Origin of the sequence: Microbacterium lacus, assembly GCF_002812805.1 — a bacterium.
Taxonomy (GTDB): domain Bacteria; phylum Actinomycetota; class Actinomycetes; order Actinomycetales; family Microbacteriaceae; genus Microbacterium; species Microbacterium lacus_A.
This window is the reverse complement of sequence record NZ_NMUM01000023.1, coordinates 89,454-111,146: the sequence shown is the minus strand read 5'-3', so window position 1 is coordinate 111,146 and position 21,693 is coordinate 89,454. Positions and strand designations below refer to the sequence as shown.

Below are 21,693 nucleotides of genomic sequence, written 5' to 3'. Positions count from 1 at the left end.
CTCCTGTTGCTCGCCCTATCGGATGTCAGCCGCGCGAGCGGACTGACCGGAAGCCCAGGGCGGCCGCGACCGCCGCGCCGAGGGCCAGGATGATGCCGATGCCCCAGACGATCGGCGCGGGGCCGTTCTCTGCGACAAGTCCGGCCGAGCCCGAGTTGACGCTGTCGGGCGAAGAGTGCAGGCCGGTGATGGTCTGCACCGCGAGGGCGAGGTTCTCATCGGCCGCGCTGCCCCAGGCGTAGACGATCGTCAGAACGCCTTCCTGAACGTCGACGTCTGCGGGTCCGATCACGGGGTCGGTCGTGCCGGCCAGCGCCACAGAGGCGGGGACCACACCGGCGGCCAGGTTCAGCGTCGCCTCGTTCGGGTTCGTGAGGTCTTCGACGACGGGCGTGCCGCCGGCGAGGATGTCGACGGCCGGGGCCGCGGCGACGTGACGAACCGTCAGACGACCCTCGCCCGCGGCGGTGGTGCTGATGTCGTTGGTGAACAGGGTCGCCGTAGGTGCGCCGGCCTCGTCCAGGTGCGCCACGGCGGTGTAGCTGGTGTTCGCGGCAAGGGTCAGGGTGATGGGACCGATGACGGGGGCGCTGGCATCCGCAGCATCCGGTGCCGTGATGGCGACTTCGTAGTCACCGGCGGGCAGATCGAGCGGGCCGGCGAGGTCACCGGGCTGGAAGTCGTCGAGCGTCAGGTCACCGTTGACGTAGACGTCGACGGGAGTGTCGGGTACGGCATGCAGCACCGAAAGGTCGGCGGTGGTTGACGAGATCGCGCTCGCGGGGGTGATGAATCCCACGGCGGCGACGACACCGACAGCAATGCCGGCAGCAATTGTCTTGCGCACGTTGTCCTCCTTCACGGGGCGCGAGCTCTTCGCGCCGTCTGAAGAGTTGTTCCGTTTGGGACCGGTTCGCGGATGCAGGTGGTCGAGATTTCTTTTTCGTCTCGTGTTGCGGGCGTGCGTGCGAGGTGTGGGGCGGCTGTCCTATTGTCGGAAGCGACGCGCTGGGGGCCGGGGAGCCCGCGGCGCGGGGGGACCAGGCGCTGACGCGCCCAGGCGAATGGGGATGAGCCATGTATCGACGTACCGTCCGGACTTTCTTGGTCGGCGCGGGTATTGCCGCCGCCGTCTTGCTGGCGGGCTGTACCGCCGCCGGATCGTCGGACCCGAGTGTGTCTGGGGCGAACCCGAGCGCGTCTGACTCGAGCACCGAGCCTGGTGCCGGATCCGCCTCGCCGTCCACCTCAGCCGGATCCGACGCCGCGCCCGCCGCGCCGTCGATCGAGCTGACCTGTGACAACACGATGTCGCCCGACGCGCTGGCGCGATACCAAGCGGCCGGCTGGACCGGTCAAGTTCGAGACCAGACCTGGCTGATCGCCGGCGAGCCGGTCACCGACGGCATCCTGTGTCAGTGGATGGAAGACCACAGCGTCGCGACCGACAACTTCACGTGGCTCGGATGGGCGCCGGTCGCCGACGCCGAGGCGACGATCTCAGACCTGATCCTCGAAGGCGGCTGGCGCCGCGAGGACGCCGCGGAAGGTATCTACATCACCGCCGACGATGCCCAGATGATGCCGATCGTTGACGCTGAGGGCTACGGCACGACCTACCTCTTCGTGGACGGACAGGTACGGTACGCGAGCACCAAATCGGAGCTCGGTTCGATCACTGCCCCTCCCGGTTTCACGCCGTAGCGGCGGTCTCGACCCTGGTGCGGGGATATTTCTTGGCCTCTTCTCCGGCCGGGAGAACGTGAGAGAATTCTCATCCTGAAGTCCCGTTTTGGGCCGAAATGGCGGGGTTTTTCGGGCTTTGGATGTCGGAGACCGTCCGTAGAGTATCGAACATGAGTTCGAATCAGACCGTGGTTGGGGAGGCGCTCGACGACGCCCCCGTCCTCGGTCTAGTCGAGGGAATCGTGGCGTTGCGCAAGCAGGCCGCACAGGTGCACGCGGCGGAGGTTCGACTGCTCGCGGGGGCGGGTGAGCTTGCGGCATCTCGTTCGGCGGTGTTGCGTTCAGATTCGCGGGAGCGGGAGATGCACCTCCGCTCCATCGCGGCCGAGCTCGCGCTTGCGGTCCGCGCATCCGACCGCACGGTGCAACGGCAGATCAACGACGCCGTCGTGCTCGCCGAGGATTTCACGCCGGTACTCGAAGCCCTCGAAGCCGGGCGGATCTTCGTCGGCCACGCCCGCGTCATCGTCGACGCCGGAACCCCGATCCAGGACGCCGAAGCCCGCATCACTTTCGCTACCGAAGCGGTCGCTCGCGCCGAGAACCTCTCGCCGTCTCGCTTGCGCCCCGCGGTCGAGGCTCTCGCGGAGCGGTTCCAGCCCCGCACCGTCACCGAACGACACCGCGATGCCCGCGCCGACCGCGCCGTCACCGTCACCGACCGCGCGGACGGAATGGGCGAACTCACCTACGTCGGCCCCGCCACCCTCGTCCACGGCATCTACGACAGGCTGACGCAACAAGCCCGAGCCGTCCGCAACGCCGCCGCCCAGCCCGGTGCGTCCTTCGGGCCCGCCGCCGTGGCTGCAAACGAGACCGCGGACGAGCCGCAGTCAGTCCCTGACCCGCGCACGATCGACCAGCTCCGCGCCGACATCGTCGCCGACATGCTGCTCACCAGCGCCCCACAAGACGACCCCACCACCGCGGCCGACCCCTCGCTCGGGTTCGGCGGACTCGGCGCCATCCGCGCGATCGTGCACGTCACCGTCCCCGCCCTCTCCCTCGCCGGGCTGAGCGACGACCCGGCCGAACTCGTCGGCCGCGCCCCCATCGACATCGACACCGCCCGCCACCTCGCCGGCATGACCTCGGGCTGGGACCGAGTCCTCAGCGACCCCATCACGGGCGGCATCCTCGCCGTCGACCGCTACACCCCCAACGCCGACCTCAAACGCTTCCTCCGCGCCCGCGACGAACACTGCCGATTCCCCGGATGCCGCCAACCCGTCCACCGCTGCGACATCGACCACGGCAAGGATTGGGCCCACGGCGGAACCACCTGCGCCCACAACCTCCACCACCTCTGCCGCCGCCACCACACCCTCAAACACGCCACCCCCTGGCAGGTCCGAAACCTCGGCGGCGGGGTCCTCGAATGGACCAGCCCCACCGGCCAGATCTACATCGACCACCCACCCTCCCGCGTCCGCTTCACCCCCACAGGCCCCCCGCCACCCTTCTAGGCACCACCATGCCTGGCGCACGGGACGCCCCGGTCGTTGAGCGACACTTCGACTCGCCTCGCTCGCTCAGTGCGGGTCTCCGTGATACGAAACGACAACCCCGCGCCCGCACACACGTTTCGACTCGTCGCTGCGCTCCTCGCTCAACGACCGAGCCAAACCCGCCGAACTGTCACGAACTGCTGCATCCGAGTCCCAGATCGAACGTTCTGTGACAGCTCGATCGCATGCTGAAGGCGCGCCCTCCGCCGACGCGCGATCCGCACACATCCGCACGCCATCCACCCAGCGCGAACGCCTAGAGTCGCAGGCATGAGCGACGTCATCATCACCGTCCGCGGCGAACACGAAACCCGAATCGCCCCCGAAGAGGGGGTCGTCCACCTCAGCGTCCGCTGCGACGGACCCGAGCGCGGCCCCGTCGTCGAACGCATCGCCGCGATCGCCGCACCGCTACGTGAAGAGCTCGCCGCACGCCAAGCATCCGGCGAGGTGAGTGAATGGTCGAGCCAGCGCGCGAGCGTCTGGGCCGAACGCCCCTGGAACAACGAGGGAAAGCAACTCCCCCTCATCCACCACGCGAGCGTCGAGGTCGTCGCCACCTTCACCGACTTCGCCGCCCTGTCGTGGTGGGTATCCGCCGTCGCCGAACGTGAGGGCGTCCAGGTCGGCGGAGTCACGTGGCAACTGACATCCGCAACCCGCCGCGCCGTCGAGGCCGAGGTCGCCGCCCACGCCGTTCAGACCGCTGTCTCTCGCGCCGGCGCCTACGCCAACGCCATCGGCCACGCCTCCGTCACCCCGCTCGAAATCGCCGACATCGGCCTGCTCGGACGCCCCGAGGCCGACCCCGGCCCCCGCATGATGCGCGCCATGGCAACGGATGCGTCGCCCGGACTCGACTTCCAACCCCAGGACATCACGGTCACCGCCGGCGTCGAGGCACGGTTCGCCGCGCGCTGACCCGCTCACCCGATCCATCCACCCGCGAACCGTCTCCACGCGGCCGTACGATCCGCACGACCAGAACCGTGACACGCCGTCCCACGCACCCCGGCACGGCGTGTCGGGCATCCGTCGTGCGGACGGCCCGCGGCTGAGCCCCACCAATTCCCCGACCCGTGGCTAGGGTGTCAAGCATGAGCGACACGTCCGAGCCCGTCACCGCCCGGCCCGGCATCGCCGAACGCCTCAGCCGCATGATCCAGCTCGAGACCGTCAGCGCGGAGCTCGACCAGCACGGTCCCCAAGCCTTCGAAGAATTCGTCGTCCTGCTCGCCGAGCTCTACCCCCTCATCCACGACCACCTCGAGCTCGAGCGCATCACCGACTTCGGCCTGCTCTTCCGCTGGCCCGGCATACCTACGAGCGACCCGAAGCACCCCGTCGTGCTCATGGCGCACTACGACGTCGTCCCCGTCGACCCCACCGACGCCTGGACCTACCCACCGTTCGAAGGGCGAATATCGGATGGCTCGGTCTACGGCCGCGGCACGCTCGACGACAAAGGGCCGCTGATCGTCACCCTCGAAGCCGTCGAGAACCTGCTCGCGACGGGGTTCACCCCGGCCCGCGACGTCTACCTCTCGCTCGGCGGCAACGAAGAGACCTTCGGCGATGCGGCAAAAACGATCGCAAAAGCCCTTCGCGATCGCGGCATCGTGCCATGGCTGGTCCTCGACGAGGGCGGCGCCGTCGTCGACGCACCCCTGCCCTTCGTCGCGGGCACGGCCGCGATGGTCGGCGTCGGCGAGAAAGGCATCGCAACCCTCCGCCTGACGGCACGCGGCGACGGGGGCCATGCATCCGCTCCCCCAACCCTGACAGCCGTCGGCCGGGTCGCCCGCGCCGTCGACCGGCTCACACCCCGCACGTTCCCGGCCCGCACCCCACGCGCAATCGCCCGGATGCTGGGACTCTTCGCCGACGGCACACCCCAACCCGCGCGGACCCTGCTGCGGGTTCTCGCCACGGCGAAACCCCTCACGGCGCAGGTCTTCGCCGCGCTCGGCGGCGAGCCGGCGGCGCTTGTCCGCACAACCGTCGCCGCGACGATGCAAGAGGGCGGAACCGCCGCGAACGTGCTGCCCTCACAGGCATCCGTCACCCTCAACCTGCGCATCGCGCTCGGCTCCACCGTCGCCGCGACCGTGCGCCGCGTTCGCCGCCGCATCCACGACCCGCTCGTCACGGTCGAAGTCGTCGAGGGCAGCGAACCCTCGCCCGAGTCCCCCACCGACAATGCGCAGTTCGCCCTCATCACCGAGGCGGTCGCCGCTTCGCACCCCGCGGCTCGCACCGTGCCCTACGTGATGATGGCCGCCACCGACTCGCGCCACTTCCATCGCTTCGCCCCCGCCGTCTACCGCTTCGCGCCGCTGGCGATGTCATCCACTCAACGCGCATCGATCCATGGCGTCGATGAGCGGGTCGAGATCGCCGAGCTGGAGCGCGGTGAACTGTTCCACCGCACGCTTCTGCAGCGGCTACAGTGATCGCACCCGAACAGAGAGAGCACCGATGAACCCTCGTGCCGGAGCCCTGGGCGCCCTCGCCAGCGTGGTCGGATTTCTCGCGTTCGTGGAGTTCACGAGCGGCATCCTGCAGGGGTACTACACCCCGATGCTCACCGACATCGCACGCAACCTCGACATCAACGACGCCGACGTCAACTGGCTCGAGGGGTCGCAGCTCATGCTCTCGGCGCTGGTCGTGCCGGCGATGGCAAAGCTCGGCGACATGGTCGGACACAAGCGGATGCTTCTGGTGTCGACCGCCGTGACGGCCGCGGCATCCCTCGTCCTACCCTTCACCGACTCGTTCGCGATCTTCCTCGCGGCCTGGGCGCTGCAGGGTTTCTACGTCGTGTGGCTTCCGCTGCAGATCGCCCTGATCTGGTCGCGCTCGCGGTCGATGCCGGGGCGAGCCTCGCTGACCGCGCGGGCCGCGGGCCTGCTCGTGGCGGCGCTCCAAGCGGGCGCGATCTCGGGGGCACTCGTCGGTGGCGCGCTGATCGACACGCTTCCTCTCACCGTGGTGCTGCTCATCCCCGCGGTGGCCGTCGTACTCTGCTTCTTCGTCATCCTGTTCGGCGTCAAGGAGTCGCCCGAGCCCGTCGGCGGACGGTTCGACACGGTCGGCCTCGTGCTGATCTCGTTCGCGCTCATCGCCTTCACCGGCGGGCTCAGCTTCCTACGGCTGAACGGCGTGGCGGATGTGCTGTCGTGGACGCTCGTGGTCCTCGGCATCCTGCTCGTCATCCCCTTCGCGATGTGGGAGCTGCGCCACGACGACCCGCTGATCGACGTGCGCATGTTCCGTTCACCCGCGCTCGGTCCCGTGTTCCTGACCGCCGGACTGTTCGGCGTGAGCGTGCTCGGAGCTCAGGCGCCACTGTCGACCTTCGCGCGCACCGATCCCGACGTCTACGGTTACGGGCTCGGGACGGCCGGATTCGCGACATCTCTGCTGATCGGGGTGTACCTGATCGGCATGATCGTGGGCGCCCTGCTCTTCGCACCCGTGGCGCGCAGGATCACGCCCCGCATCACGCTGATGGGGGCGTCCGTCCTGGTGGGCATCGGATTCCTCATGTTCCTGCCATTCCACGACACCTACGTGCAGGTGCTGACCAACATGGTCATCGTTGGCTTCGGGTCGGGCGCGTTGGTCGCAGCTCTCCCCGCGGCCGCCGCATCCGCTGCCCCTCGCACCCAGACGGGCGTCGCGACCGGCCTGACCAACTCGGTCAAGACCGTCGGTGGGGCGATCGCATCCTGCGTCTTCGGAATCGCGCTCATTCAGGGCGCCACGGGCGCGGCGGTCGACAGCACGGCCGGGTCATTCGCGGGCTACATCACCGTCTGGGTGGTCTGCGGCGCGACGGCCCTCGCTGCGGCGATCCTGCTGGCCTTCGTGCCCAAGCAGGCCTTCACCGACCGCACCGACGTCGACGCCGAGGCGCAGCCCGTCATCCGGTGAGAGAAACCCTCAGTCGCCGAGGCGGTTCTTCGTGCGCATGGCGCGCTCGGCCTCGCGCTTGTCCTGACGCTCGCGCAGGGTCTGGCGCTTGTCGAACTCGCGCTTACCCTTCGCGACGGCGATCTCGACCTTGGCACGCCCGTCCGAGAAGTACAGCTTCAGCGGAACCAGCGTGTAACCGCCGGCCGAGACGGCGTGCGAGAGCTTGACGATCTCGTCGCGGTGCAACAGCAGCTTGCGAACGCGTTTGGTGGCGTGGTTCGTCCAGTGCCCCTGCGAATACTCGGGGATGTGCACGGCATCCAGCCAGGCCTCGTTGCCGTCGATGTAGGCGTAACCGTCCGAGAGGTTGGCGCGACCCATCCGCAGCGACTTGACCTCGGTGCCCGTGAGCACGAGCCCGGCCTCGTACGTCTTCTCGATCGAGTACTCATGGCGCGCGCGACGATTGGTCGCGACGACCTTCTCCCCGCGTTCCTTGACCATGATGTTCCCCGCTGACGTTGCTGAACCGACGTTGCTGTGCCGCCCGGGCGGCAGCCGATCAGTCTATCAGGGACGAAACTCCGAGCGCCTACGCGCGCAGCCAGCGACGGATGGCGAAGCCCGCCGACAGCGCCGCAAGCACCACGCCCAGGGCGATGATCACGGGAATCACAACCCACAGTTCGCCGGCCCCGACCCACGTGGTGATGAACGTCACACGCTCGCGCAAGTATCCGTCCACACCGAACGTGATGCCCGCCCAGATCGCGACGCTCGCCAGCCCCGAACCGAGAAGTGCCGCGAGCACACCCTCCAGAATGAAGGGGGTTTGGATGAAGCGGTTGGATGCTCCCACCAGACGCATGATGCCGAGCTCTCGCCGTCGAGCGTAGGCCGACAGGCGAATCGTCGTCGCGATCAACAGCACCGCCGCAACGAGCATGAGGCCGGCGATCCCGACGGCGATATAGGTCGCGACGGTCAGCGCCTGGAAAAGCGGCTCGAGGTACTGCAGCTGGTCTTGTACCTGCTCGACCCCCTGCATCCCGCTGAACGCCTCGACGATGACGTCGGACTGGGACTGATCAACGAGGTTCACGTAGAACGTCTGGTTGACCTGATCGGGGGTGATGACGTCGGCGTATTCCTGACCCAGCTGCTCGATCGTCGCCTGATATGCCTCATCCCGGTTCTCGAAGCGCGTCTCGCGAATCAGGGGCTGCAGCGCGGGTGATACCAGGGCTTCGCTGACCGCGTCGACCTGCTCCTGCGTCGCCTCGCCGTCAGCACAGGTCGCGCCGGTCGAGATCGACGTGCACATGTAGACCGCGACCTGGGCGCGTTCGGCCCAGAAGTCCTTCATCGTGCCGATCTGCATCTGCATCAGGATGGCGGCGCCGACAAACGTCAGCGACACGAATGTGACGAGAACGACCGAGATGACCATCGAGGCGTTCCGGCGCAGGCCCGAGAACGCTTCGGCCAGGATCAGCTGAACCCTCACGAGGTCGATCCCACGGTGTCGTCTTCGTCGCGTTCGCCGAGACCCAGGCGATCGGCGATGCCAACCTCGGGCAGTTCCGGCAGATCGATCACGATCGGCCCCGTCAGCGAGGTACGCGACGGCTCGGCGTCGTCAACCTGAGGTTCGGCGATGGGCGGATCGACGGGAGCGATCGGCTCTGCGGAGGGCTCGAGGTCGTATTCGGCCATCGAACCTGTCGGTACGGAATCGCCGTGTGGGCCCGTCTCGGTCGGGGAGCCTGCCCCGGTCAGGGGGTCCGCCGAGGCCGCTGAGCCTGTCGGAGTGACCGAGCCTGTCTCGGTCACTGAGCTCGCACCGGTCACTGAGCCTGCCGAAGTGACCCGCTCGGCCTCACTCTCCGGCGCGTGCGCAACCGGCCGACCCACGGCATCCGCTCCCACCGCCTCGGCGACCAGATCGACGGCTGTCGCGGCGACCTCGAGCGGGCCCGTGGCGGGACCGGCATCCCCCGCCGCAACGCGCTGCTGCAGCTCGAGCACGGCGGTGAGCGCGGCGATCGACTCGGCGCCGCGCGTGGTTTGGGGAGCGAGGCGGGGCAGCTGGGACGTATCGCCGTAGCCACCGTGCGTCTCGTCGCGGACGATCTCACCCGCGGACAGTTCGATCACGCGGCGCTGCATCTGGTCGACGAATCCGGCCTCGTGCGTCGCCATCACGACCGTGGTGCCACCCGCATTGATACGTGCGAGGAGCTGCATGATGCCGATGGATGTCGCGGGGTCGAGGTTTCCCGTCGGCTCGTCGGCGAGCAGCACCTGCGGACGGTTGACGATGGCGCGAGCGATCGCGACACGCTGCTGCTCACCGCCAGAGAGTTCGTGGGGCAGGCGCTTCTCCTTGCCCGCCAGGCCGACGAGCTGGAGCGCCTCGGGGACGGCCTGCTGGATGAATCCGCGCGACGAACCGGTGACCTGCAGCGTGAACGCGACGTTCTGAAAAACCGTCTTCGATGTCAGCAACCGGAAGTCCTGGAAGACGGCGCCGACATGGCGACGGAAGTACGGAACCTTGCGGTTCGACAGGGTCGCGATGTCACGGCCGAGCACGACGACGCGACCTTCGGAGGGGACATCCTCGCGCAGCACGAGCCGCAGGCACGTGGACTTTCCGGATCCGGATGCGCCGACGAGGAAGACGAACTCGCCGCGCTTCACCTCGAAATCGACTCCGGCGAGGCCGGGTTTCGATGAACCGCGGTAGGTCTTGGTGACGCTTTCGAACCTGATCATGGCGATCCGAGCCTAAGCGCGGTCACGCCGTGACCTCCGAGCGACACCCAGTCGTGTCGGATGGCGTGCCGGATGTCTCGACTCAGTCGTCGATGGGACGCTTGCGCCAGCGGATGCCCGCCGCGATCAGCCCATCAAGGTCGCCGTCGAAGACTGCCGCGGGGTTTCCGACCTCGTAGCCCGTTCGCAGGTCCTTGACGAGCTGCTGACCGTAGAGGAAGTACGAGCGCATCTGATCGCCCCAACTCGCGGTGATGACGCCCGCGAGTTCCTTCTTCTTCGCCGCTTCCTCCTCGCGCTGCAACAGCATGAGGCGCGTCTGGAGCACCCGCATGGCAGCAGCACGGTTCTGGATCTGCGACTTCTCGTTCTGCATCGACACGACGAGTCCGGTCGGAAGGTGCGTGATGCGCACGGCCGAGTCCGTCGTGTTGACGGACTGACCACCGGGACCCGACGAGCGGAAGACATCGACGCGGATGTCGCCTTCCGGAACGTCGACTTCGACGGCCTCTTCCATCACGGGGATGACCTCGACCGCGGCGAACGACGTCTGGCGCTTGTCGGCCGAGCCGAACGGGCTGATGCGGGCGAGACGGTGCGTGCCGGCCTCGACCGACAGGGTCCCGTACGCATAAGGGGCATCGATCTCGAATGTCGCCGACTTGATGCCCGCGCCCTCGGCGTAGGACGTGTCCATGACCTTGACGGGGTACTTGTGGCGCTCGGCCCACCGCAGATACATGCGCATGAGCATCTCGGCGAAGTCGGTTGCGTCGTCGCCGCCCGCGCCGGAGCGGATCGTGACAACGGCCCCGCGCTGGTCGTATTCGCCGTCGAGGAGCGTCTGCACCTCGAGCTGGCCGATCGTCTCGGTCAGCTCGGCGAGTTCCTTGCGGGCCTCTTCGGCCGACTCCTCGTCATCCATCTCGAGGGCGAGCCCGACGAGAACCTCGAGGTCGTCCAGGCGGCTCTCGACGGAGTCGATCCGCGCGAGCTCGGACTGACGGTGGCTCAGCGCACTGGTGACCTTCTGCGCGGCATCCGGGTCGTCCCAGAGATCCGGTGCACCGGCGGCATCACTCAGCCGCTCGATCTCTTTGCGGAGTGCGTCGACATCCACCACCGCCTGAATGTCGGCGAAGGTGGCACGGAGCGCCTGGATTTCGGCGGAGAGATCGAAGTCAAGCATGACAGTCCAGACTAACGTGGATGCACGTGACCCATCGCCCGCCCGCGCCTCCCCCGGGCGACGGCTCTCGTCGAGAGACCGCGGCGGTGCTGGGGCGCTTCGCGCCGATGATCTACGGACCGACCGTTCTCTTCGCCGTCGGCGAGGGTGCCGTGCTCCCGCTCTTGCCCGTCCTGGCCGCGCGACTCGGCGCCGACATCGCGGTCGCCGGACTCGTGGCATCCGCCCTCGTCGTCGGCCAGCTGGTCGGCAACCTGCCCGCCGGATGGGCCGTTTCTCGCATCGGCGAGCGCCTGTCGATGGCGATCGCGCTGGGTATCGCGCTGCTGGGTGTGGCGGGGGCGCTGCTCGCCCCGAATATCGGCGTGCTCATGGCATCCGTTCTGCTCATCGGGCTGTGCGCCGCAGTATTCGGGCTCGCGCGCCACTCGTTCATGACCACGCGCGTGCCTCTCGCCTATCGCGCCCGCGCCCTGTCTCTCCTCGGCGGCACCTTCCGACTCGGCATGTTCGTCGGCCCGTTCATCGCCGCCGCGCTGCTCGCGATCTTCGGTACCGAGGACGCGGCGCTGTGGTTCTTCGGCATCTGCCTCGTCGCCACCGCCCTGCTCGTGCTGCTCGGGCCCGACCCCGAGACGCGGATCGCTGCAGAGGACGCACGGAACACACGGACGGATGCGTCGACACCGCGCACGGCCGATGACCGAGCCGCGGACCCCGAGGGTGTCGACCGCGCGACTGTCGATCCTGAAGACACCGGCGAGGCCGTCACGGGCTCGATCCCGGTGTCCGAGCGCATCGGGGTGCTCCGCACGATGTGGCAGAACCGCGGCGTGCTCGCGCGGCTCGGCCTGGCCGCGGCATCCCTGTCGTCCGTCCGGTCTGCGCGCCAGCTCGTCATGCCGCTGTGGGGCCTGTCGATCGGACTCGACGCCTCGACGATCGCGCTCGTCGTCGGCATCTCGGGCGCGATCGACTTCGCCCTGTTCTACGTGAGCGGGCAGATCATGGATCGCTTCGGGCGGCTGTGGGCGGTGCTGCCGTCGATGGTGCTGATGGGCGGCGGATTCCTCGCCCTGTCGGTGACGCACGACCTCACCGATGCGGCCATGTGGTTCGCGGCGTTCGCGATGGTCCTCGCCGTCGGCAACGGCCTGTCGAGCGGCATCCTGCTGACGCTCGGAGCGGATGTCGCGCCCAAATCGAACCCCGCGCCGTTCCTCGGTTCGTGGCGCACCCTCACCGACGCGGGCGGCGCGGCGACCCCTCTGCTCGTGTCGGGCATCACCGCGGTCTGGTCGATCGGCGGCGCGGTTGCCCTGATCGGTGTGGTGGGGCTCGTGGGAGCAGCCGCGTTCTCGCGCTACGTTCCCCGGTTCGTGCCGCGCGTGCGCTGAGCCCGAGCACCAGTAGCACGAGCCGGGGAGCCCCGTCCGTGCGAACATCCGAGAGGTTCGCACGGACTGATCCGCCCGTTTCGGCCCACTTTCGAGCCATTTGCCCCCGCGCTCCTCTGTGATGCTCGCGAATCGCCTCCGGCACGGGCGCACGTGTGACCGGAGCTCAGTCGACGGCGGTGCGGCTCGTCGCGGTGGCGTTAAGCGCGACCCCGGAAGGGACGAAGACCGAGAACAGAATCGGATGCCACGTTGCCGCCACGGTCACCCGTGCAGAGACTCCGTCCGGCGTCGTCGCGGATACGAGCGAGACCTCGGACCCGGCGATGTCTACCAGGGCGCTCGCCTGCGACCGGACACCCTCGTTTGTGAGGATTGCTCGGGGCTCTCCGCTCTGCAACACGAGTGCGAATCCATCCGCACCGGCGAGCGCCGCGGCATCAGCAACCGAGTCGACGCGCTTCTGCGCGAGATACAGACTCGCGGCGTTCGCACCCACGACGATCAGCGCGATCGCGAGTACCGCGTACCCGAGGGTGAGCAGCAGCACGGAGCCCTCGTCATCCGGGCCCTTCGTGGCTGCAGACCGGTTCTGCCAACGCAGCGCGCGTTTCATTCGGCTCCCCAGAACCGCGAGACCTTGTGGACCGCGGTGGCCGAGACCGGCACGCTCGCGATGTCGTCGAGGCCGAGCACGGGAGGCACGAGCGGCAGCGGCACCCGCGCCGCCACCGACACCATCATCGTCGCCCCGGCGCGCGGACATGCTCCGCCCGCGGGAACACAAGCGAAGCCGACGTCGATGCTGCCGGCTGAGATGCCGTATTCGGAAGCGGTGGTCTGCAGCATCGCGTCTGCGCGAGAATCGGCGGTCGCTGCATCCGGCGCCATCGCGATCGCTCGGGCCAGGTGTCTCGCCCCCGACTCGACGCCCAGCGCGTGCGACTGGATCAGTCCGAGTGAGGCGATCAGATACACCAGGGGCACGAGCAGGAGAAGCCCGACGACGATGAACTCGAGCGGGGCCGAGCCGCGCTCATCGCCCGGCAGGTCCCGGACCGTCGGGTGACGCACGCGGCTAGTCGAGGGTTTCGGCGGGTGCATGCGCGGTCACCTCCAGAGCCCAGGGCACACCGATCAGGCCGATCAGTGGAAGCGTCGTACGCACCGTGACCTCGACCGCCGGATACCCGAGATGCTCCGTGTCGCGTGCCGACACATCCTCGGCGAATGCCTCGCCCACCGTTCGCGCGATGACCTCCCGCGTACGCGCCTCACCCTCGGCAAGCGTCGTGTCCGCGAGTGCGGCACGGTGCGCTCCTTCGACCGCGGCGTCGTGCACCACATTCCGCACGTACACGGCGACGCCGAACTGGATGATGGCTAGGGTCAGCACCGTCAGCACCACGCCGACGAGCACGAACTCGACGGGCGCCGAGCCGCGCGAGTCGAGCACGAGGCCGCGAAAGCGGCGCCGACGCGGGCCCATGACAGGTCAGAGACCGGAAACGCGCGCGATCGCCTGCTCGAAGAGCTGGCCGAGCGCTGGTCCCGCGAGCGCCCAGATCAGCACAACGAGTCCGGCCGTCATGAGAGTGATTAGGACCCACCCCGGAACGTCACCCCGCTCATCCTCGGCGAACCGAGCAAGGCGACGGGTCGCGCGTGCTCGCCTGCGGAGCGTTGAGTCGATTGTTGTGTACATATCGGTCCTTTCGTTGAGGCGTCAGCCGAGCCCGAGGCGCAGCATGAAAACACCCGGATAGACGGCGTAAATGACGGACAGGGGAAGGATCAAGAAAACAAGAGGAATGAGCATCAGAATTTCGGACCGCCCGGCCCGCTCGATCAGCTCGTGCCGCGCCGCCTCGCGCGCATCACCCGCCTGGGCCTGCAGTACCTGAACGAGTGGCGCGCCCCTCTCGATCGCGGCGACGAGCTGATCAACAGCACGCGAGAAAGCAGGCAACTCGAGCCGGTGCGAAAGCGCCCCGAGCGACTCGCCCAACGACGATCCGGTGCCCGTCTCGAGTACGACAGCGGCGAGCTCGCGCGACAACTCACCACTACCGATCGACCCGACGCGACGCAGCGCATCGAGCAGGCTCTCGCCCGCCGCCAGACACAATCCCAAGAACTCCAACACGGGCGGGAGTTCCTCCTGTAGCCGCGCACGCCGCGCCTTCGCGGCGCGTTGCAGCATGGCATCGCACAACACGACTCCCGCGCACGCCGCGATCCCGGGAACGGCCGCTGCCAGCGGCGTGAACCTGCCCGTGAGCGTCACCCCGATCAGCAAGACGGATCCCGCAAGCAAACCGCCGATCCCCCACGCCAGCTGCCGCGCGCGAAACTCCTCGACGCCGCCCGCACGTCCCGCCTGCGCCAACCGCCGCGCGATCGTTGCCGAGCTCCCGAACAGCCCCGCGAACCGGATGCCCGCTGCCGCGAACGCGCGTCCGAGAGTGGGCGGCGCCCAGGCATCCGTCACCAACCAGGGCGTGACACCTCGGGGATCCGTGACCTCCCGCACGTAGGGGGCGATTCGGCGCTCGAGAGAAAGCGCGCGCCACCGCGGCAACAGGCCGACCAACAGCCACACGCCGAGTCCGAACGCCGTGCCGAGCACGACGGCGAGCGCCATCGAACTCACGGGAGCCGCGCCCACCGAGACCCCGCTCATGCGAGCCACCGCCGTGGTTCCGGCAGACGCCCGAGCCCGAGCATGAGCCGATAGGCCAGGACGGAAGCGAGCCCACCCGCGATCACGAGAGCGATGCCCTCCGGGCTGGTGTAGGCACGGGCGCCCTCGGGCCGCAGCGACAGAAGCGCCAGGATGACCCACGGCGCGACGACCCCGAGCAGCGCAGCGCCTCGGATCCACGACTGACGCGCCTCGACCTCCGCCCTCAGCGCGGCATCGGCGCGTACGGCCGTCGACAGTGCCCGGAGCACGCCGGGCAGCTCGGTGCCACCGACGTGCCGCGCCATCCGGAGCGTCTCGACGATGCGGTCGGCGATCGGGTCGGCGAGCAGCGCCTTCAACCGAAGAGCACTGGAGTCGAAGTGACCCGATGCCGCCATGTCACGCGCGAAAGACGAGAACGCGGGCCGCAGAAGCGGGGGCGCCGAAACCGCGAGGTTCGCGACCGCATCGGGCAGGGACATCCCCGCCCGCACCGCCGAGACGAGGTGATCGCAGACATCCGACCACAGCCCCCGCCGCGACCGGATGAGTTGGGTGCGCCGACCGCGCAACCACAGCACCGGCGCCACTGCACCGAACAGCGCCGCGCAGACGGCGAGGATCGGCACCCCGAGCACGAGCCAGACGAGTGCCGCGCCGATTGCGGCAAGCATCAGCGACACGGCCATCAGAACACGAGGGCGCACGTGCGACATCCCGGCTTCCTCGAGCAGCCGCGAGACAGCACTCGCCCCCGCGCGCGCGGGTCGTGACGGGCGGCTCGGCCAGAGCCACGGCGACAGCATCAAGAGCGACCCGGCGCCGAGCACGCCACCCCACAAGAACGTCATGCGTCGCCCCCGACCCGCTCGACCTCGATCGCTCCCCCGACGATGCGGCCCGTCGTCGCCGCGATCTCGCTCACCCGGCGCCGCCCGTCGGCGGAGCGCGAGCAGTGCACGACCAGGTCGACGCCGGCCGCGATCGCGGGCAGGACGAAGGATGAATCGATGTTGCGACCCGCCAGGAGCGGTAGCGCGGCCAGTTTGGCCAGAGCGTCCTTCGCGGTGTTCGCGTGGATTGACGCCATGCCGGGAACACCCGTGTTGAGCGCAAGCACAAGGTCGAGTGCCTCAGCATCACGCACCTCACCCACGACCAACCGGTCCGGGCGCATCCGCAGCGCCTCTTTCACCAAGCGACGGAGCGAGACCTCGCCGGTGCCTTCGAGACTCGGCTGCCGTCCCTGCAGCGCCACGATGTCCGGGGCATCGACCCCCAGCTCGAACGTCTCCTCCACAGTCACGACTCGATGATCGGGCGGGCATGCCGCGATCAAGGCCGCGAGCAGGGTCGTCTTGCCCGCGTGGGTGGGACCAGATACCAGGATGCTGCGGCCTCCCGCGATCGCATCGCGCAGCAGGTCCGCGTCCTCTCGACGCAGCGACCCCAGCGCGATGAGAGCATCGAGGTCGCGATAGGCGGGCGTGAATTTGCGAATGTTGACCGACCAATGGCGGCGGGTGATATCCGGGATCACGACATGTACGCGGGACCCGTCCGGCAGCGACGCGTCGACGAACGGCTGGCTGAGGTCGACCCGCCGACCGGTCGGATGCAGCATCCGCTCGACCAGGTCGCGCACCTGCTCATCGGTCAAGCGGACCGGCAGACGCTCCGCAACACCGAATCTCGCGGCGAACACCTTGTCGGGAGCGTTTATCCAGATCTCCTCGACCGACGGATCGTCTAGATACGGCTGCAGCGAACCGAAGCCCGTGACCTCGGCGAGCGCACCACGCACACATGCCGCCTCGTCTTCGACCAGCGCCATGCCGCGGGCCAGGGCAACGTCGTTGTGCCGCCGCACCTCGGCGAGGGCGAAACGATGTGCTGCGTCGGGGTCGCGGGCAGGGTCTATCCGTTCGGCCCGGAGCCGGTCGCGCACCCGAGCCGCCACCGCCGATTGAGGGGACGCCTCGGGTGGGAGGCCCATTGCGTTCAGGGCGGCGGGGCTCGGGGCGGTCGACACAGGGGCATCCTCGCAAGATGCCCGCTGCGGCGGCCGGACTTATCCACAAGCGGCGCGCGCGCCGGACCGCCGACCGTTCAGCCGCGCCGGACGCCGTAGCGCTGTTTCTGCTCGATACCCACGTCGCGCCGCAGCACGCCGAGACATGCGAAGGTCAGCGCGAGTTGCGCGATCCCGGCAGCGATGTAAATGGTGTGCAGGATCGAGTACACCGGCAGCAGCACGACTTCGATGTAGATCCACAACACCATGCCGAACCCCGCAACGGCGTTCGCGAACAACGCCCACGGGCGTCGCGTCAGCAGCAGAACGAACGCCAGCACCTGCGTCCCCCCGACCACGATCAGGAGTATCAGACCAGCGCCGAAGAAGGTGAACCCGGATTCTTCGATCCACCAGGTCGGCATGCCGAGCGAACCCGGCGCCATGAGCCCGATGCCTCCTCCCACCGCCGAGAGCGCGTTGAACCCGGCGACCACGAGCAACAGGGTGCGCCACAACCGAGATGTGTTCATGACTCGACGCTACGAACCGGGCGCAACAGCCCACAGTGCCGAAAGTCCCGGACGGATCAGACGAACGCGAACAGGACCGGCACGATCAGCACCACGCAAACCGCCCACACGCCGAACACGGGCAGATACGACGTCTGCCAGCGCACCAGACGCGACACCGTTGAGCGCCCGATCAGAAGCCGGATCGACAGCCACGCGGTTACCGCCAGGTTGACGATCAGCAGCACGTTCAGGCCGATCGCGGCGACACGGTTGGGAGTAAGACCGAGCTCACCGATTCGTCCGATGAGCGAGCCGAGCACCAAGGCATCCAGCACCAGTGCCGCCACCACCGCCACGAGACGGATGACGTCCATCGCGCCGGCCCGCGCCGTTTCGGGGCGGGCCGAGAGACCGTAAAGCACCAGGCCGAGCACGACGAGGAGTAGCACGTCGAAGCCCGTCAACAGGTCGCGGTCGAACTCACGACCGATGCCGACAACGGCATACAGTACCGCGGCGACCACCAGCATCACCGCGAACAGGGGCGTGAAGATCGCCGTCAGGACGGGCGCGATGTTCTCGATCACGCTTTTCTTGGCCTCGACGAGCCACGCCGCGACGATCACCGCAGCCGCGCCCCCGGAAGGCAGCGTCCATTTGTCCAGGCTGCTGATCGACTCCGGCGCGATCGGCGAAATCACCAGAACGGTCAACCCGATCAGCACGCCGCCACCGAGCGCGATCAACACGACGTAGATCGCCCACTCCCCCGTGAACCGAATGAAGTCCATACGCCGAGCACTCGACCGCCACTCCGCGCCGACATACGCAGCGCCCACGACGAACCACAGCACGACCGGCAGATGTATCGCCACGAGGGTCGCGGTCGACGACGAATCGTCGAACGGGAACACGTTCACGGCGATCGCAAGCACCGCCACGATCGCCCCGAGCACCAGGACCCGGCCACGCGTCATCCCCCGCGTCCAGGCGAGGTACCCCGCCAACACGGGCAGCACGATCAGGCTGATGTTCCGGGGGAACCACGACGCCAGGCCGCCGTCGCTCTCGGCGCCAACGCGTGCGACCTGAATCGAGACGGCCGCGAGCACGGCGAAGACGATCATCACGAACATCGGATGCTTCGACCGCGCATCACTCGCGTCCACCTCGGGCGCGAGCACCAGATGCTTCCACAGGCGATCGCCGTGCTCGCGGGCGTACTCCGCGGTCAGGCGATCCGCCGCCCCGAGCCGCTTCAGCGCGATCAAGAACGCCTCATCTTCACTCAACCCCGACTCGGCGAGGTCTTCCGCCTGATCGCGCAAGTGCTCCTCGAGCTCGTCGAGGTCCGCCGCGTCGATCACCCGGCCGCGTGCCAGCGATGCCCGCCACTGCTGCACGCCCTCGTCCAGCGCACCCATGTCAGGCCCCCGCCACGACGATGCCGCCCGGAAGGCCACCCGGGGCAGTCAATCCCCAGATGCCGCTGAGCGTGCGGGTTGCGGTGGCCCACTGCCGGCGCTGCTCGACGAGCTGCGCGCGTCCGGCATCCGTGATCCGGTAGTTACGACGGCGGCGCCCCTCGGGCGAAACGCCCCATTCGGCTTCGACATGCCCCAGCCGATCCAGTCGATGCAGCAGCGGATAGAGCATCCCATCCGTCCACTCGAGTTCACCCGCCGACAGCTCGCGAACGCGCTTCAGAATGGCGTAACCGTAGCTCTCACCGTCGTTCAGGATCGCGAGAACAAGTGGCGCAGCCATCGCGGCGACCAGGTCTTTGTCGATGTTCATGAGACCTCCTACCCTCGAAGCACTATACATTGCACTGCTATGCATAGAGCGGGTAGCCATCGAACACTCGGGAACGGGCGATCTCGCCGGTAGACTGTTCGCACCCGCGGGAGTGGTGGAATTGGCAGACACGCAGGATTTAGGTTCCTGTGCTTTCGGGCGTGTGGGTTCAAGTCCCACCTTCCGCACGGGCCGATTCTTCATCCATCCGTGGCGTCGGCGACCCGCCCCAGAACGACGGGAAAGTAACTCGTGCAGCCTGTAGCCCTCATCCCCTGGCTCGATCCCGCGGCGATCATCGAATGGGCAGGCCCCTGGTCGCTCGTCGTGGTGTGCTTCATCGTGTTTGCGGAGACGGGCCTGCTGGTCGGATTCCTGCTGCCGGGCGATACCCTGCTCGTCATCGCGGGGCTGCTCTCACACTCGACCGCGGTCGCCCCGAACGGTGTCTTCGGGTTGAACGTGTGGTTGGTGGCGTTGCTGATCGGGCTCTCGGCATTCGTCGGCGGTGAGGTCGGATACCTCATCGGGCATAAGGCAGGTCCCGCCGTGTTCGAACGCAAAGAATCCGGCCTCTTCAGCGTCAAGAACGTCGAGCGCACCAACGCGTTCTTCGAGCGGTTCGGCGGAATCACGATCATCCTGGCCCGCTTCGTGCCGATCGTCCGCACCTTCGCTCCGGTCGCCGCCGGTGTGGGCCACATGCACAAGGGCAAGTACACGCTCTACAACCTGATCGGCGCGGTCCTCTGGGGCTTCGGCCTGACGATGTTCGGCTACGTCATCGGGTTCATCCCGTTCGTGCGCGACCTCGTCACCGAGTACATCGACGTCATCCTGCTCATCGCCGTGGGCGGTACCGCCCTGGTCACCGCCTGGCACTACTTCAGCGAGCGCCGCAAGGCCAAGAAGGCCGCCGCGGCGGGCGAAGATGTCGTCACGGATGCCGTCGAGGCCCAGGAGCTCGTGCTCGAGCCCGAGGTGTTCGAGAAGGCACCCGAGATCGGCCACCACGACTCAGACGGCGAGCCCCGCCCCGGCGCTTGACCGCGTGCCGTCCGCACGGCCGTCCGCGCGACACCCCGTGCACCCGGCTCCGCAGCGGCGCGTCGAACGAAGGGCCGTGCGGACGGTACATGAGTCGGGTCGGGAAGCTCGTCAGGAGGCCTTCGCGGCCTTCTTTTTCGGCGCCGCCTTCTCGGCGGGCTTAGCCGACTTCTTGGCCGGGGCATCTTTCTTCGCCCCTCCGCCCTCGCGCGCGGCGCGGGACCGCTCGACGCTCGCGCGGAGGGCGTCCATCAGGTCGATGACCTCGCCACCCTTGTCGTCGTCCGCGCTCTCGCCGAAGGTCGCCGACGTGTCGAGCGTGTCGCCCTGCTCGAGCTTCGCCTCGATCAAGGTCTTGAGCTCGCGTTGGTAGTCGTCGACGAACTCGTCGGGGCGGAAGTCCTCGGCAAAGCTGTCGACGAGACTCGCCGAGAGTTCGAGCTCCTTGGCCGAGATCTTCACGGGCTCATCGAGTGAGGGGAAGGATGCCTCGCGCACCTCGTCCGACCACAGCAGCGTCTGCAGCACGAGCACATCGCCCCGCACCCGCAGCGCCGCGAGACGCGTCTTCTGGCGCAACGTGAACCGCACGATCGCGGTGCGGTCGGTCTCTTCCAGAGTGCGCCGCAACAGCACATACGCTTTGGGCGATGACGAATCGGGCTCGAGGAAGTACGAGCGGTCGAGCATGATCGGGTCGACCTGCTCCGACGGCACGAACTCCACGACCTCGATCTCGCGACTGCGCTCGGAGGGCAGCGACGCGATGTCATCCTTCGTCAGCACGACGGTCTGCTCGCCGTCGTCGTACGCCCGATCGATGTCGGCGTAGGGCACGACCTCGCCGTCGATCTCGCAGATGCGCTGGTACCGGATGCGTCCACCATCGGCCGCATGCACCTGGTGCAGCGACACGTCGTGATCCTCGGTAGCCGCATAGACCTTGACCGGCACGTTGACGAGGCCGAACGCGACGGCACCCTTCCAGATCGCTCTCATAGGGCAAGTCAATCGCTTCCGCTGTCGCAAATCGACCCCTTGACTCGGGCTCAGCATCGATGTGCGACAGCGGAGCAGTCCGAGAGTGCGCGG

23 protein-coding genes and 1 tRNA gene are annotated in these 21,693 nt (G+C 68.1%); 8 read left to right on the top strand and 16 right to left on the bottom strand.

Going from position 1 to position 21,693, the window contains the following annotated elements; translation table 11 throughout:
• Nucleotides 1-25 precede the first annotated feature (25 nt).
• Nucleotides 26-847, bottom strand: a complete 822-nt coding sequence (locus CGU34_RS08310; protein WP_100813946.1) for a DUF4397 domain-containing protein — start codon at nt 845-847, stop codon at nt 26-28.
• Between the two features lie 230 nt (nt 848-1,077).
• Between CGU34_RS08310 and CGU34_RS08305 the strand changes: the two genes are divergently transcribed.
• The 5 genes from CGU34_RS08305 (at nt 1,078) to CGU34_RS08285 (ending at nt 7,193) form a co-directional block, all read left to right on the top strand.
• A complete protein-coding gene (locus CGU34_RS08305; RefSeq protein ID WP_051514267.1) occupies nt 1,078-1,704 on the top strand; it encodes a hypothetical protein in 627 nt (208 codons plus the stop codon).
• A 152-nt stretch (nt 1,705-1,856) separates the two neighbouring features.
• The gene (locus tag CGU34_RS08300) at nt 1,857-3,212 is read left to right on the top strand and encodes an HNH endonuclease signature motif containing protein (RefSeq protein ID WP_157811259.1); all 1,356 of its coding nucleotides are present in this window, start codon (nt 1,857-1,859) and stop codon (nt 3,210-3,212) included.
• 312 nt (nt 3,213-3,524) lie between these two features.
• Nucleotides 3,525-4,175: an SIMPL domain-containing protein gene (locus CGU34_RS08295; protein WP_036294502.1), complete on the top strand. Its 651-nt coding sequence runs from the start codon at nt 3,525-3,527 to the stop codon at nt 4,173-4,175.
• Nucleotides 4,176-4,351: 176 nt separating this feature from the next.
• Complete coding sequence (locus CGU34_RS08290; protein ID WP_036294505.1) at nt 4,352-5,707, top strand: M20/M25/M40 family metallo-hydrolase; 1,356 nt, start codon at nt 4,352-4,354, stop codon at nt 5,705-5,707.
• A gap of 25 nt (nt 5,708-5,732) precedes the next feature.
• Entirely contained in the window at nt 5,733-7,193 is a 1,461-nt protein-coding gene (locus tag CGU34_RS08285) for an MFS transporter (protein ID WP_036294509.1), read from the top strand.
• 9 nt (nt 7,194-7,202) lie between these two features.
• On the opposite strand, the gene smpB is transcribed toward CGU34_RS08285, so the two are convergent.
• From smpB to prfB, 4 genes are all read right to left on the bottom strand, one after another.
• Complete coding sequence (smpB, locus tag CGU34_RS08280) at nt 7,203-7,679, bottom strand: SsrA-binding protein SmpB (protein WP_036294512.1); 477 nt, start codon at nt 7,677-7,679, stop codon at nt 7,203-7,205.
• An 88-nt stretch (nt 7,680-7,767) separates the two neighbouring features.
• Complete coding sequence (gene ftsX, locus CGU34_RS08275) at nt 7,768-8,682, bottom strand: permease-like cell division protein FtsX (protein ID WP_036294516.1); 915 nt, start codon at nt 8,680-8,682, stop codon at nt 7,768-7,770.
• On the bottom strand, nt 8,679-9,953 hold the full coding sequence (ftsE, locus tag CGU34_RS08270) for a cell division ATP-binding protein FtsE (protein WP_100813821.1): 1,275 nt from the start codon (nt 9,951-9,953) through the stop codon (nt 8,679-8,681). The genes ftsX and ftsE overlap by 4 nt, the downstream gene beginning before the upstream one ends.
• 82 nt (nt 9,954-10,035) lie before the next feature.
• Entirely contained in the window at nt 10,036-11,145 is a 1,110-nt protein-coding gene (gene prfB / locus CGU34_RS08265) for a peptide chain release factor 2 (protein WP_036295128.1), read from the bottom strand.
• Between the two features lie 20 nt (nt 11,146-11,165).
• Here prfB and CGU34_RS08260 point away from each other — a divergent pair, with 20 nt between their 5' ends.
• On the top strand, nt 11,166-12,542 hold the full coding sequence (locus tag CGU34_RS08260) for an MFS transporter (RefSeq protein ID WP_440344736.1): 1,377 nt from the start codon (nt 11,166-11,168) through the stop codon (nt 12,540-12,542).
• A 166-nt stretch (nt 12,543-12,708) separates the two neighbouring features.
• On the opposite strand, the gene CGU34_RS08255 is transcribed toward CGU34_RS08260, so the two are convergent.
• From CGU34_RS08255 to CGU34_RS08210, 10 genes are all read right to left on the bottom strand, one after another.
• Nucleotides 12,709-13,158: a pilus assembly protein TadG-related protein gene (locus tag CGU34_RS08255; protein WP_051513766.1), complete on the bottom strand. Its 450-nt coding sequence runs from the start codon at nt 13,156-13,158 to the stop codon at nt 12,709-12,711.
• Nucleotides 13,155-13,616, bottom strand: coding sequence for a hypothetical protein (locus CGU34_RS08250; RefSeq protein WP_036300179.1), 462 nt, complete (start codon nt 13,614-13,616; stop codon nt 13,155-13,157). The genes CGU34_RS08255 and CGU34_RS08250 overlap by 4 nt, the downstream gene beginning before the upstream one ends.
• Before the next feature lie 4 nt (nt 13,617-13,620).
• On the bottom strand, nt 13,621-14,031 hold the full coding sequence (locus CGU34_RS08245; RefSeq protein ID WP_051513764.1) for a TadE/TadG family type IV pilus assembly protein: 411 nt from the start codon (nt 14,029-14,031) through the stop codon (nt 13,621-13,623).
• 6 nt (nt 14,032-14,037) lie between these two features.
• Nucleotides 14,038-14,247 carry a hypothetical protein gene (locus CGU34_RS08240; RefSeq protein ID WP_036300177.1) on the bottom strand — a complete coding sequence of 70 codons (210 nt, stop codon included), beginning with the start codon at nt 14,245-14,247 and terminating at the stop codon, nt 14,038-14,040.
• Between the two features lie 21 nt (nt 14,248-14,268).
• Nucleotides 14,269-15,225 (bottom strand): type II secretion system F family protein, encoded by a 957-nt coding sequence (locus tag CGU34_RS08235; RefSeq protein ID WP_100813943.1) that lies wholly within the window; start codon nt 15,223-15,225, stop codon nt 14,269-14,271.
• Nucleotides 15,222-16,079: a type II secretion system F family protein gene (locus tag CGU34_RS08230; protein WP_100813820.1), complete on the bottom strand. Its 858-nt coding sequence runs from the start codon at nt 16,077-16,079 to the stop codon at nt 15,222-15,224. The genes CGU34_RS08235 and CGU34_RS08230 overlap by 4 nt, the downstream gene beginning before the upstream one ends.
• Complete coding sequence (locus tag CGU34_RS08225) at nt 16,076-17,224, bottom strand: CpaF family protein (protein WP_036297102.1); 1,149 nt, start codon at nt 17,222-17,224, stop codon at nt 16,076-16,078. The genes CGU34_RS08230 and CGU34_RS08225 overlap by 4 nt, the downstream gene beginning before the upstream one ends.
• 113 nt (nt 17,225-17,337) lie before the next feature.
• On the bottom strand, nt 17,338-17,775 hold the full coding sequence (locus tag CGU34_RS08220) for a hypothetical protein (protein ID WP_051513190.1): 438 nt from the start codon (nt 17,773-17,775) through the stop codon (nt 17,338-17,340).
• Nucleotides 17,776-17,831: 56 nt separating this feature from the next.
• Complete coding sequence (locus tag CGU34_RS08215) at nt 17,832-19,181, bottom strand: permease prefix domain 1-containing protein (protein WP_036297080.1); 1,350 nt, start codon at nt 19,179-19,181, stop codon at nt 17,832-17,834.
• Between the two features lies 1 nt (nt 19,182).
• Entirely contained in the window at nt 19,183-19,554 is a 372-nt protein-coding gene (locus tag CGU34_RS08210; protein WP_036297078.1) for a PadR family transcriptional regulator, read from the bottom strand.
• Nucleotides 19,555-19,660: 106 nt separating this feature from the next.
• On the opposite strand from CGU34_RS08210, the gene CGU34_RS08205 reads away from it, so the two are divergent.
• Nucleotides 19,661-19,742, top strand: a tRNA-Leu gene (locus CGU34_RS08205).
• A 64-nt stretch (nt 19,743-19,806) separates the two neighbouring features.
• On the top strand, nt 19,807-20,601 hold the full coding sequence (locus CGU34_RS08200; RefSeq protein WP_036297076.1) for a DedA family protein: 795 nt from the start codon (nt 19,807-19,809) through the stop codon (nt 20,599-20,601).
• Nucleotides 20,602-20,712: 111 nt separating this feature from the next.
• Here CGU34_RS08200 and ku read toward each other — a convergent pair whose 3' ends face one another.
• Nucleotides 20,713-21,600 carry a non-homologous end joining protein Ku gene (gene ku, locus CGU34_RS08195; protein WP_036297074.1) on the bottom strand — a complete coding sequence of 296 codons (888 nt, stop codon included), beginning with the start codon at nt 21,598-21,600 and terminating at the stop codon, nt 20,713-20,715.
• Between the last annotated feature and the right edge of the window lie 93 nt (nt 21,601-21,693).

Excerpts from the sequence above, each read along its gene's own strand:
- prfB (WP_036295128.1), bottom strand. The coding sequence starts at position 11,145 with ATGCTTGACTTCGATCTCTCCGCCGAAATCCAGGCGCTCCGTGCCACC.
- CGU34_RS08290 (WP_036294505.1), top strand. The coding sequence starts at position 4,352 with ATGAGCGACACGTCCGAGCCCGTCACCGCCCGGCCCGGCATCGCCGAA.
- CGU34_RS08240 (WP_036300177.1), bottom strand. The coding sequence starts at position 14,247 with ATGTACACAACAATCGACTCAACGCTCCGCAGGCGAGCACGCGCGACC.
- CGU34_RS08255 (WP_051513766.1), bottom strand. The coding sequence starts at position 13,158 with ATGAAACGCGCGCTGCGTTGGCAGAACCGGTCTGCAGCCACGAAGGGC.
- smpB (WP_036294512.1), bottom strand. The coding sequence starts at position 7,679 with ATGGTCAAGGAACGCGGGGAGAAGGTCGTCGCGACCAATCGTCGCGCG.
- CGU34_RS08260 (WP_440344736.1), top strand. The coding sequence starts at position 11,166 with ATGCACGTGACCCATCGCCCGCCCGCGCCTCCCCCGGGCGACGGCTCT.
- CGU34_RS08235 (WP_100813943.1), bottom strand. The coding sequence starts at position 15,225 with ATGAGCGGGGTCTCGGTGGGCGCGGCTCCCGTGAGTTCGATGGCGCTC.
- CGU34_RS08245 (WP_051513764.1), bottom strand. The coding sequence starts at position 14,031 with ATGGGCCCGCGTCGGCGCCGCTTTCGCGGCCTCGTGCTCGACTCGCGC.
- CGU34_RS08210 (WP_036297078.1), bottom strand. The coding sequence starts at position 19,554 with ATGAACATCGACAAAGACCTGGTCGCCGCGATGGCTGCGCCACTTGTT.
- CGU34_RS08285 (WP_036294509.1), top strand. The coding sequence starts at position 5,733 with ATGAACCCTCGTGCCGGAGCCCTGGGCGCCCTCGCCAGCGTGGTCGGA.
- ftsE (WP_100813821.1), bottom strand. The coding sequence starts at position 9,953 with ATGATCAGGTTCGAAAGCGTCACCAAGACCTACCGCGGTTCATCGAAA.
- CGU34_RS08305 (WP_051514267.1), top strand. The coding sequence starts at position 1,078 with ATGTATCGACGTACCGTCCGGACTTTCTTGGTCGGCGCGGGTATTGCC.
- CGU34_RS08220 (WP_051513190.1), bottom strand. The coding sequence starts at position 17,775 with ATGAACACATCTCGGTTGTGGCGCACCCTGTTGCTCGTGGTCGCCGGG.
- CGU34_RS08225 (WP_036297102.1), bottom strand. The coding sequence starts at position 17,224 with ATGGGCCTCCCACCCGAGGCGTCCCCTCAATCGGCGGTGGCGGCTCGG.
- CGU34_RS08300 (WP_157811259.1), top strand. The coding sequence starts at position 1,857 with ATGAGTTCGAATCAGACCGTGGTTGGGGAGGCGCTCGACGACGCCCCC.
- CGU34_RS08295 (WP_036294502.1), top strand. The coding sequence starts at position 3,525 with ATGAGCGACGTCATCATCACCGTCCGCGGCGAACACGAAACCCGAATC.
- CGU34_RS08215 (WP_036297080.1), bottom strand. The coding sequence starts at position 19,181 with ATGGGTGCGCTGGACGAGGGCGTGCAGCAGTGGCGGGCATCGCTGGCA.
- CGU34_RS08230 (WP_100813820.1), bottom strand. The coding sequence starts at position 16,079 with ATGACGTTCTTGTGGGGTGGCGTGCTCGGCGCCGGGTCGCTCTTGATG.
- ku (WP_036297074.1), bottom strand. The coding sequence starts at position 21,600 with ATGAGAGCGATCTGGAAGGGTGCCGTCGCGTTCGGCCTCGTCAACGTG.